Below are 10,470 nucleotides of genomic sequence, written 5' to 3'. Positions count from 1 at the left end.
TTGGTGGCCAGGGGCAGTTCGGCGGCCCACATCAGGGCCAGCATCAGGGTGCCGGTGACCGCGGCGATCCGGGTGCCGACGCCCAGGACCAGCGCCAGGCCGATGCCGGCCAGGCCGGTCATGAACAGCCAGTCCACCCATGCCTGGCCGGCCAGGGCGCCGAACAGGCCGCCGAGCGCGTTCTCGCCGGTGCCCTTGAGGAACCCGGTCGTCGGGCTGCCGCCGTTGATCCAGGCCTTGGCGGCGGGGGTGGCGAAGCCCCAGCCGAACGTCTTGTCCAGGAACGCCCACAGGAAGATCCAGCCGATCGCGATCCGGGCGGCGGCCCAGACGTAGTCGACCGGGGCGTGCGCCGCCTTGGCGACGGCGGCGACGCCCATCACGGGGGTGTGAACGGTGGTGGCCATGGCGGGCCTTCCTTTCCGCTGGGGTCGTGCTCTCTGTCTTGCCTTCATCCCACCGGTCGCGGCCGTCCGGGTGCAGTGGCGTACGGCCCGCGCCGGAAGGACCTTGGTCCCGCGCTACAACAACGGGGGGACGGTGAACAGGTCCTCGTGGTCGTGCTCGATCTCGGCGACGACGTCCACGACGCCCTCCACGGCCCGGACCGCCTCCGTCAGCTCGACGGCCCGCGACCTCGCGGCCACCCTGCCGCCGATCGTGACGACGCCGGCGTCGATCGCCACCGAGAACGTCCCGTCCCGCGGGAGCACGGCCCGGACGTCGGCCTCCAGCTCACCGGCGGGGCGGGTGAAGACACGCAGCACGTCGCGCTGGTGCAGCGTGCCGGCGACGCGGCCGGTGACCGGGTCGATCACCGGGAGCTGCTTGACGCGCCGGGCGTGCATGAGCCGGGCCGCCTCGCGGACCGGCGTGCCCGGCGTGACCGTGATCGCCGGTGACGTCATCAGCTCGGCCGCGGTGACGGCACCGGCTTTGCGGTGCTCCTGCCGCCGCGCCCGCGAGTCGAAGACGGAGACCGCGTGCCGCGCGTGGCCGGTCTCCTTGAGCAGCAGGTCATCCTCCGACACCACGCCCACCGGCCGCCGGTCGGCGTCGATCACGGTGACCGCGCCCACCGCGTACCGTTTCATCGCCGCCACGATGTCGGCGAACGACGCGTGCTCCAGCACCGCGATCGCCACGCGCCCCATGACGTCCTTGACCTCGATCGACATGATCGGCCACCTCGCTTTCCGCCTCCACGTTCCCTCGCGCGGGGGCGCGGGCGGCAGCGGCGAACGTCCCGGAGGCGCAGAGGCTTAGGTCCTGGCGGCGGCGGGAGCGGCGGTCAGTGGAGCGGCCCGGCGAAGACCACGAACTCGTCGATGTCGCCGGCGGCGGTCAGGTGCACCATGTCGGTGCCCGACAGGACGGTCGCGCCGTCGGGCGCCTCGAAGCGCCAGCCGAACCGGGCCCACTCGTGCGGCGCGTCGACGGACGTCGTCCGCACCAGGCGGCAACCGCCGGCCCGGTAGCCCTGGACGACCTCGGTGATGAAGTCGGCCACCGCGTTGCGGCCGGTGCCGCGCCCGAGCGGCCCCCAGAACACGACGTCGGCGGCGAGGGCCCGGCTGAGCAGCGCGGAACGGTGTTCGGGGTCGTCGGCGTTGGCCGCGGCGATGAAGGCGTCGACCGCGTCGACCGCGTCGGCGTGCGCCCGCCGGGGATGCGAGGTTGCCGCCGGTTCGTGCACCGTCATGTCGTCCTCCAACCGTCGCCGGGGCGTGCGGGGGACCGCCTCCCGGCGCACGCCGATCGCCATCAGCCAGTACACCACGACCGCTGACCACGTGACCGGCCGTGCGGCCAATCCCCCTGGTCTGCGCGTACGGACCGCGCACCGCCCAAGCCGGGCGCCCGCCCCTCGGGGCTCAGGTCTTGGGACGCTCCTTCACGCCCGCCGCCAGCAGGCCGACCGTCTCGGCGATGCGCCGCGCCCGCAGCTCGGGACGGCCCTTGGTGCCGTCGATCCAGCGCAGGTAGGCCCGGCGGTAGAACTGGGCGAGAGAGTCGAAGAAGGCGCCCGCCGCCGGGTCGGCGTCGAGGGCCGCCGCGAGGTCGTCGGCGAGGTCCGCCCGCTGCGGCCCCTCGGGCGTGAGGACCACGCGCACCCGCGCGCCCGGCGTCGGCCCGCACCGCGACCACGCCGGGCCGAGCAGGAGACCGCGCTCCCCCTGGTCCTCGACGATCACCGCGCGGACGGCCACGCCCTCGACCGTGCCGGTCACGTGGTGGACCTGCTTGGGCGCCCAGACCGCGTCGGGATCGAACGGCACCGGCACGAACATCCGCCCGCGCCCGCCCGACCGGCTCTCCGTGGTGTACCGCTGCTCCCGCACACCCCGATCCTGCCACGGCCGCCCGCGCGGGCCTACGACTCGTCCGGCTGGTTGCCCACGAGCAGGTTGAAGGCGCCGGTCAGCAGGTTGAGCGAGACCAGCCCGACGACCTCGGCGATCACCCGGTCGCTCCAGCCGTGGGCACGCAGGCCCGCCACGTCCTCGTCGGTGATGGCCGACGGCTCGACCAGCACGCGGACGGCCACGCCGATCAGGGCGGCCTCCCGCGCGTCGGCCGAGGTGCCCTGGCGGGCCAAGGCCACGTCCGTCTCGGTCAGGCCCGCCGCCAGTGCCGCCTCGGTGTGGGCGGCCAGGCACGTGCCGCAGCCGATCCACTCCTGCACGGCCAAGGAGATCTTCTCGCCGAGCGCGCGCGGGATCTTCACCCGCTTCATCGCACGGGAGAAGTCCAGGTATCCCTGGAGCAGGGCGGGCGAGTGGGCCATCGTGGACACCATGTCGCCCACGCCGCCGTGCCTGGCGACGATGTCCTCCAGGATCGGGCGGGACTTCTCCGGGGCCTCTGCCGGATCCAGCGCTGCAAGACGTCTCATTTGTCCTCCTTGTCGCGGCCACACTATACCCAAGGGGGGTATATCCGCGACGCGGCGACACAAGAAGGGCCATGACCGTTGAACCGGACCCGGCCGGGCTGCGTACCTCGCAGCATGCAGAGGCTCTTGCGCGGTGAGATGTTCATGCTCGGCGGCTTCGTCGCTGCGGCCGCGGCGACGATCCTGCTGATCCTGCCCCAGTCGATCGACTCCGCGGTCGCGCAACCGACCCAGACGTCCTCCGGCCCGCTCTCGGCCGCCGACGTCGATCTGCTGATCAAGGTGCGGCAGGCGGGCCTGTGGGAGATGCCCGCGGGCGAGTACGCCGCCACCCGCGCCCAGTCTCCGCGCGTCAGGCAGGTCGGCAAGCAGATCATGGACGAGCACGGGAAGCTGGACCAGATGACCCGCCAGACCGCGGCGAAGCTCGGCGTCGCGCTGCCCGACGAGCCCAATCCCGACCAGCAGCGCTGGCTGGCCCAGCTCGCGACCGAGAGCGGCCCCGCCTTCGACCAGGACTACGCGAACCTGCTGCGCGCCGCCCACGGCAAGGTCTTCGGCACCCTCGCCCTCGTACGGGCCGGGACCCGCAACGCCGAGATCCGGAAGTTCGCCCAGGAGGGCATCAACTTCGTCATGCGCCACATGACGTACCTGGAGTCGACCGGCCTGGTGAACCACAACCAGCTTCCCGAACCGCCGGCCCCCTCCCCCGCCCCGACCACCCCCTGACGCCGGTGGACCCGACAGAACCGACAGGACCCGCCACACCGCATCGCTCATCGCTCGGAGCCTCATGCCCACGACCAGGAACATCCGCATCCCACGGCCGGCCGTCGCGGCCCTGGGCCTCGCCCTGCTGGCGGGATGCGCGACCGCGACCGTACCCGTCCAGCAGGCGGCGCACCACCACGGCGCCGCTCCCCCCGCCGCCGCCCAGGCTCCCGCCGCCGCTCCCGCGTCGCGGGCCGCCAGCATGGAACAGCTCACCGCCCTGCTCGGCTGCCCGCCCCGGAAGTTGCAGGTGGACGCCGCCGAGCTGCGCCAGGCGGCCTGCGACAGCCCGCAGGGCCGGCTCACGATCGTGACCTTCGCCACTGACAGCGGCAAACGGACCTGGCTCGACGCCGCCCAGGCGTACGGCGGCTCGTACCTGGTCGGCGAGCGGTGGGTGGTCGTCGCCGCGGCCGGCCCGCTGGAACGATTGCGCGCCCGGCTGGGCGGCGAGCTCGAAATCCCGCAGCACCACTGACTCCCACATGGCTGCCCCCTGGCATGGCCTCTGGCTTCTACCCCCTGCCGCCCTGGACCGCCGGCTCCCCGCACGGCCGGCTTCTCACCTGGCCGACTCCCCGCACGACTCCCGGACGGCGGACCGGGTTGCGCACGCACGCGGATGACGACGCTCCCGGGCTCTGGCACGATGGCCGGGTGCAGGTCGCCCGTCCCGTGGTCCGCGCGCTTCGCGCCGCGGTGTTCACGGCTGTGTGCGTCCTGGTCTCCGCCGCCCTGCACATGCTGGTCGGCGGCACCGCGATCGCGCCCGGCCCGCTGGCCGTGGCCGTGGCGGCGACCTTCGCAGGCGCCTACGCCGCCGGCTCACGCCCGCGCGGCTGGCCGCTGCTGCTGAGCATGTGCGTGGCCGCCCAGTACGGCTTGCACGAACTCTTCGACGCCTCCGCCCCCGCGACCTCCGCCGTGTCGACCGCCGCATCGACCGCCGTGTCGACCACGGTGTCGACAGTCGTGTCGCCCGGGGCCGTCGCCCATGGGCACGGTTCCGCCCCGGGCATGGTGGTGATCCACCTGGCCGTGGCGCTGTCGTCGAGCTGGTGGCTGGCCCGCGGTGACGCGGCGCTGGCGGCGGTGCTGCGCCTGAGCACCGTCCGGCTGGCCCGGTTGTGGGGCGTCCTGTCCGCCTGGCTGCGCGTCCTGGCGCCGCCGGTCGCCGGGCCCGCCCGCGCGTGCCCGCTGTGGCCGCCCGTGGCGGGACACCGGGTCCTGCTGCTGGCTCCGGTGCTCTCCCGGCGCGGGCCGCCCGGCCCGGTCCGGCACGCCCGCCCGCACTGCCGCTGACGTACCGTCACGCGGCGGGTCCCGCGTGCCTTCCGGCAGGTGCCAGCCGGCGCCGTCGCGGTGCGCCTTCCGCGCCGTCACGCGCCGGAGCGTACGTCCATCCGGCGGTTCAGCCGGATCCAGGATCTTCGGAGTTCACAGTGACCCGTTCCAACCGTCCCGTTCGTCGTCCGTTCCGGGCGATCCGCCGTGCCGGTGTCGCCGTCGGCGGTGCCGTACTGCTGCTGTTGGCCACCGCGCCCGCGGCGCTGGCGCATGACCGGCTGAAGGACAGCTCCCCCGCCGACGGCGCCAAGGTGGCGCAGGTGGAGAGCATCGAGCTTGAGTTCACGTCCCGGATGACCATGCCGACCCTCGTGCTCGACGGGCCCGCGGGCAAGAACCTGCCCTTGGGCAAGCCGCGCAGCCAGGGCGTCAAGGTGACGGCCGAGCCGGGCGAGCCGCTGGAGCCGGGCCGGTACCGTCTGGCCTGGCGGGTGGTCTCCTCCGACGGCCACCCGATCTCCGGCGAGCTGCGCTTCACCGTCACCGCCCCGGCCACCCCCACCGCCGAACCGTCCGACACCGCCACGGCCACCGCCGAGCCGTCCGGCGCCGCCACGGCCGAACCGTCCGGCGCCGCCACCCCCGCCGACGCCGCGACGCCGTCCGAGGCCGGTCCCGCCGCCTCCGCCGGTTCCGGCGAGCCGGAAGCGGCCTCCTCTACGCCGGTCGCGCAGGCGGAGACCGGCTCGGGCGGCGTGCCCGGCTGGTTGTGGGTGGCCGCGGCGGCGCTGGTGGTGGGCGGAGCGGCGACCGTCATCGCCGGCCGCCGCAAGCGCAACCCCGGCGACGCCGGCTCGCCGCCCGCAAAGCCGTAAGGCCGTAAGGCCGTAAGGCCGTAAGGCCGTAAGGCGCCGGAGGCTAGCCGGCCGGGACGGGCGCCGGTAGGCGTGGCTGGAGGGCCTGGCGGCGGTCCAGGCGGGCCACCGCCAGGGCCGAGAGCGACCCGGCGGCGGCCAGCGCCAACCACGGCAGGCCCGCCCAGCCCGCTCCGGCGGTCACGTCCAGCAGGGCGCCCGACAGCAGGTTCCCGACCAGGATGCCCGCGCCGGAGGCCAGGTTGTACAGGCCGTAGTAGGTGCCGACCAGCCGCTCGCCCGCCATGTCCGCGATGGTGGCCATCTCGAACGGGAAGGCGACCAGCGTGCCCGCGCCGAGCAGCAGCGCGCAGACCAGCGCGGCCGCCAGCATCGCCGCCGGCGGCAGGTGGAGCTGCGCCGCCACGACCATCGGCACGAAGGACGCCCCCATCAGGGCCAGCCCGCGGGTGATCGCCTGGCCGCGGCTCCACCGTTCGGCGCACCAGGCGGTCAGGCGTACCTGCCCGGCGATGCCGAGCAGGCCCGACACCGCGTACAGCGCGGTCACCCCCCACTCGCCGCCGCCGGCCCGCTGCACCTGCAGCGGCAGGGCGAGGTACATCTGGTACGACAGCGCGTACGAGGCGATCATCGAGGCCGCGAACGAGACGAAGGCCCGGTCGCCGAACGCCTGCCGCCAGGCCCGCAACACCGGCTGCCGCGCCTGGTCCGGCTCCCTGGGCCGCGACGGCAGGTAGAGCCCCTGCAACACCGTCAGGACGGCGAAGATGCCCGCCGCCCCCAGGCACACCACGGTGAACCCGCCCGCCAGCAGCAGCACCCCGAGCAGCGGCCCGAGCAGAATCCCGCCCTGGTAGAACACGTTGAACACGGCAAAGGCCGCCACCTTGCGCGACCCGGCGGCGCCCGCCAGGTACGCGCGGGCGGCCGGGTTGAACAGCGCCCCCGCCAGCCCCGTGAGCACCGCGGCGACCACCAGCAGCGGCAGGGACGTGGTGAGCCCGAACAGCGCGAACCCGGCGGTGCGCAGGGCGCATCCCGCCATGATCATGGGCTTGTGCCCGAACCGGTCGGCCAGCGTGCCGCCGATCAGGAACATGCCCTGCTGGCTGGCGTTGCGCAGGCCGAGGATGAGCCCGATCGTCCAGGCCGCCAGCCCCGCGCCGGCCGACAGGTGCTGGGCGAGGTAGGGCATCAGCATGTAGAAGCCGATGTTGATGCCCGCCTGGTTGATCTGGAGCAGCCGGATCGGCCGGTCGAAGGAGCGGAACTCCCGCAGCGTGTCCTTCATCGTGCGCCCGCCAGCGGGTCGGTGACCGTGGTGCAGCGGGTCCAGCGGCGTACCTCCCGTTCCGAGGGGCTGCCCAGTTCGTCGGGTTCGTCGGCCGGGGTGACGCCGAGCAGGCCGTGGGCGCGGCAGTAGCCGTCGTCGAAGACGGTGTTCCAGTAACGCCAGGGCCCGTCGGGGAAGACGGCGACGACGGCGCCCGCTCCGGCGGACCCGGCCAGCCAGCGGGCCACCAGGCTGACGGCCCCGGTGCTCCAGCCGCCCGAGACGTAGTGCTGGGCGGCCAGGGTGCGGCAGGCCCACACCGCCTCGGCGGCGCTGACCCAGTGCACCTCGTCGAAGGCGTCGTAGGCGACGTTGCCGGGGTGGATGCTGGAGCCGAGGCCGCGCATCAGGCGGCGGCGGTCGGGCTGGCCGAAGATGGTCGAGCCGACGGTGTCGACGCCGACCAGTCGCAGCCGGGGCAGGTGGCGGCGGAGCTCGCGGCTGATGCCCGCGCTGTGCCCGCCGGTGCCGACGGAGCAGACCAGCGTGTCGATGTGCGGGAGCTGGGACAGCAGCTCGCGGGCCAGCCCGGCGTAGGCGGCGACGTTGTCGGGATTGTTGTACTGGTCGGGGCAGTAGGAGCCGGGCAGTTCGGCCAGCAGTTCGCGGACCCGGTCGCGGCGGGCCTGCTGCCAGCCTCCGGTGGGATGCGGCTCCGGCACGATCTCCAGGCGTACCCCGTAGGAGGCCAGCAGCCGCTGCATGAGCGGTTCCATGCCGGGGTCGGCGACCAGCACGACCGGGTGGCCGAAGGTGATCCCGGCCAGGGCGAGGCCCAGCCCCAGGGTGCCGCTGGTCGACTCGACGATCGTCGCGCCGGGGGCCAGGTCGCCCCGGGCACGGGCCTGGCGGATCATGTGCAGGGCGGGCCGGTCCTTGATGCCGCCCGGGTTGAAGCCTTCCAGCTTGGCCCAGAAGCCGCCGCCTTGGGCGACGAACGGCGCGGCGACGAACGCCAGTGGTGTGTTTCCGACGGTGACACAAATACCCGAATTCCCGATGGCGGGCAGAATGTCAGGGCGTGGCAAAGTGTCGTACGACATTGGTGGATATCCCCGAGATGAACGGCGCGCACGCGGCACGGAAGGCACCGCGAATTGGCGCAGCGGAAATGGACGGCGACGAGGAACGCGCGTCCTATATACGCATCACGCAGGGATATCCGTGACCCGGCGCGACCCCTGCCGGAACGGCCGGCGGCGCCGCCCGTACGGACAGGGCCGCGGGACCGGCGGGCACGGCGGGGAGCGCGCAGACGGCGGCCACGACGGGCGCGGAGGCGGCGGCGACCGCCGAGCAGTTCTGCTCGGTGCCGTGCAGATGGCCGAGCGGCAGCTCGCCGTGCAGACACTCCGCGTCCTGCACCGGCATGCGGCCGGACGACCACGTGACGTGCCGGTGAAGGCCGGAGGCGGCGTCCTGGACGGCCGCCGGCGCGGGGCCGCCCGAGGCCCGCTCGGACAGTTCGACGGCCGCGCACGCGCCGCCGTGCGCGAACACCACGGTGATCAGCAGGGCCATGGCCAGGACCGCGTGCGTCAGCCATCGGCCGGCCCCCGGGAGGGGCGGCCGGCACGCACCGGCTGACCTGGTCATGAGCATCACCGCGAATCATGCCCGCCACGCGACGCGGCGCGCCCGGGAAAGGACAAGGTTGCCGTAAAGAAATTCCCGGTGCACGGATCCGCTGCGCGAATTACTTAATGCCCACCCGATCTCTCAAACAGCCGCATTCCCGCCGGATGACGGCACAACGGCGAGCCGTCCCCGTGGCGGGTGATTGTTTCCGCGACACTGGCATTCACCGTTCCGCCGACCGAAGGGGTGCGCATGGCCCTGTCCAGACGTGCGGTCATCGCCGGGGTCGGCGCGCTGGCCGCAACCCCGGCGGCCGCCGCCCCCGCCCTCGCCGCCGACGTCCCCGGACTCGCCCGGGACGAACGCTTCTGGGCGGGCGTCGCCGGGCAGTTCCGGGTCAGCGCCGACTTCGTCAACCTGGAGAACGGCTACTACGGGATCATGCCCGAGCCGGTCCGGCGCGCCTACCACCGCAACGTCGACGACCTCAACGCCCGCAACTCCCATCTGCTGCGGACGACGTACAAGGCGAAGGCCGACGAGGTGCGCGACCGCGTCGCCCGACTGCTCGGCGTCACCCGGGACGAGATCGCGCTCACCCGGGGCGGCACCGAGGCGCTGCAGAACCTCATCTCCGGCTACCGGCGGCTGCGTCCGGGCGACGCCGTGCTGTATGCCGACCTCGACTACCCAGCCGCCCAGCACACGATGAACTGGCTGGCCGGGCGGCGCGAAGCCGCTGTCGCCCGGCTCGTCGTGCCCGAGCCCGCCACCCGGCAGGCGGCTCTTGACGCCTACGAACGGGCGCTGCGCGCCAACCCCAAGGTCAGGCTGCTCCTGCTGTCGCACATGAACAACCGCACGGGACTGGTCCTGCCGGTCCGGGAGATCGTCGCCATGGCCCGCGAACGCGGCGTGGACGTCGTCGTCGACGCCGCCCACTCCTGGGGGCACCTCGACTTCACCCTGCCCGGCCTCGGCGCCGACTTCGCCGCGTTCTCGCTGCACAAGTGGATGGGCGCGCCGCTCGGCACGGGGTTCCTCTACATCCGCCGCGAACGGCTGGCCGACATCGAGCCCGTCTTCGCCGACGAGAGCTACCCGGCCGGCGACATCCGTTCGCGCGTGCACTCCGGCACCATGGACGTCGCGGCCCCCCTCACGGTCCCCGACGCCCTCGACTTCCACCAGCGGCTCGGCGCGCCGCTCAAGCAGGCCCGGCTGTGCCACCTGCGCGACCGCTGGGTCGGCCAGGTCCGCGACCTGCCGGGGATGCAGATCCTCACCCCCGACGAACCCGGCATGTACGGCGCGATCACCGCCTTCCGCATCGCCGGCCGTACCTCCACCGCCGACAACGAGGCCGTCGCCAAGACGCTGCTGGACACCTACGGCCTGTACACGGTCGCCCGGACGGGCATGACCGGCGGCGACGCCGTCCGGGTCACGCCGGCTCTGTTCACGTCGGCGGCGCAGGTCGACCGGCTCGCCGCGGCGCTGAAGCAGCTGACCCCTCGCCTGCGCGCTTGACCTCCGCTTGACAGAACACCGACATGTCCTACTAAGTTAGACATATGAACAGTTCTTCAGATGACCACATGTTGGCCGTCGACGGTTGTGCCGTCAAGGTGGTCGACGCCGACCGGGTCGCCGCCGTGCACGAGCGCATGCCCGCCGCCGAGGACCTGGCCGACACGGCCGACGTCTTCGGCCTGCTGTCCGAC

12 protein-coding genes and 1 pseudogene are annotated in these 10,470 nt (G+C 73.5%); 5 read left to right on the top strand and 8 right to left on the bottom strand.

Annotated elements, in window-relative coordinates; all coding sequences use genetic code 11:
• The 5 genes and pseudogenes from IEZ27_RS53525 to IEZ27_RS00050 form a co-directional block, all read right to left on the bottom strand.
• Positions 1–407: pseudogene (locus IEZ27_RS53525) on the bottom strand (hypothetical protein); the annotation flags it as partial.
• 114 nt (positions 408–521) lie between these two features.
• Complete coding sequence (locus IEZ27_RS00065; RefSeq protein ID WP_125648829.1) at positions 522–1,178, bottom strand: CBS domain-containing protein; 657 nt, start codon at positions 1,176–1,178, stop codon at positions 522–524.
• Positions 1,179–1,291: 113 nt separating this feature from the next.
• Positions 1,292–1,780: a nuclear transport factor 2 family protein gene (locus tag IEZ27_RS00060; protein WP_229822986.1), complete on the bottom strand. Its 489-nt coding sequence runs from the start codon at positions 1,778–1,780 to the stop codon at positions 1,292–1,294.
• A gap of 94 nt (positions 1,781–1,874) precedes the next feature.
• A complete protein-coding gene (locus IEZ27_RS00055; protein ID WP_229822984.1) occupies positions 1,875–2,342 on the bottom strand; it encodes a YdeI/OmpD-associated family protein in 468 nt (155 codons plus the stop codon).
• 32 nt (positions 2,343–2,374) lie between these two features.
• Positions 2,375–2,896, bottom strand: a complete 522-nt coding sequence (locus tag IEZ27_RS00050) for a carboxymuconolactone decarboxylase family protein (RefSeq protein ID WP_189645298.1) — start codon at positions 2,894–2,896, stop codon at positions 2,375–2,377.
• A gap of 114 nt (positions 2,897–3,010) precedes the next feature.
• Between IEZ27_RS00050 and IEZ27_RS00045 the strand changes: the two genes are divergently transcribed.
• From IEZ27_RS00045 to IEZ27_RS00030, 4 genes are all read left to right on the top strand, one after another.
• Positions 3,011–3,628, top strand: coding sequence for a DUF4142 domain-containing protein (locus IEZ27_RS00045; protein WP_125648824.1), 618 nt, complete (start codon positions 3,011–3,013; stop codon positions 3,626–3,628).
• A gap of 64 nt (positions 3,629–3,692) precedes the next feature.
• Complete coding sequence (locus tag IEZ27_RS00040) at positions 3,693–4,148, top strand: hypothetical protein (protein WP_189645297.1); 456 nt, start codon at positions 3,693–3,695, stop codon at positions 4,146–4,148.
• Positions 4,149–4,327: 179 nt separating this feature from the next.
• On the top strand, positions 4,328–4,972 hold the full coding sequence (locus IEZ27_RS00035) for a hypothetical protein (RefSeq protein ID WP_189645296.1): 645 nt from the start codon (positions 4,328–4,330) through the stop codon (positions 4,970–4,972).
• A 140-nt stretch (positions 4,973–5,112) separates the two neighbouring features.
• Positions 5,113–5,832 (top strand): copper resistance CopC family protein, encoded by a 720-nt coding sequence (locus IEZ27_RS00030; protein ID WP_189645295.1) that lies wholly within the window; start codon positions 5,113–5,115, stop codon positions 5,830–5,832.
• Between the two features lie 43 nt (positions 5,833–5,875).
• Here IEZ27_RS00030 and IEZ27_RS00025 read toward each other — a convergent pair whose 3' ends face one another.
• The 3 genes from IEZ27_RS00025 to IEZ27_RS00015 all read right to left on the bottom strand — a co-directional run bounded on the left by IEZ27_RS00025 (position 5,876) and on the right by IEZ27_RS00015 (position 8,764).
• Complete coding sequence (locus IEZ27_RS00025; protein ID WP_189645294.1) at positions 5,876–7,126, bottom strand: MFS transporter; 1,251 nt, start codon at positions 7,124–7,126, stop codon at positions 5,876–5,878.
• A complete protein-coding gene (locus IEZ27_RS00020; RefSeq protein WP_189645293.1) occupies positions 7,123–8,211 on the bottom strand; it encodes a PLP-dependent cysteine synthase family protein in 1,089 nt (362 codons plus the stop codon). The genes IEZ27_RS00025 and IEZ27_RS00020 overlap by 4 nt, the downstream gene beginning before the upstream one ends.
• A gap of 94 nt (positions 8,212–8,305) precedes the next feature.
• Entirely contained in the window at positions 8,306–8,764 is a 459-nt protein-coding gene (locus IEZ27_RS00015) for a hypothetical protein (RefSeq protein WP_189645292.1), read from the bottom strand.
• A 234-nt stretch (positions 8,765–8,998) separates the two neighbouring features.
• Between IEZ27_RS00015 and IEZ27_RS00010 the strand changes: the two genes are divergently transcribed.
• Positions 8,999–10,276, top strand: coding sequence for an aminotransferase class V-fold PLP-dependent enzyme (locus IEZ27_RS00010; RefSeq protein ID WP_189645291.1), 1,278 nt, complete (start codon positions 8,999–9,001; stop codon positions 10,274–10,276).
• Positions 10,277–10,470 lie beyond the last annotated feature (194 nt).

It is taken from the genome of Nonomuraea spiralis (assembly GCF_014648435.1).
Lineage (GTDB): Bacteria > Actinomycetota > Actinomycetes > Streptosporangiales > Streptosporangiaceae > Nonomuraea > Nonomuraea spiralis.
The sequence above is the reverse complement of the archived record's forward strand: the minus strand, read 5'-3'. Positions and strand labels throughout refer to the sequence as shown.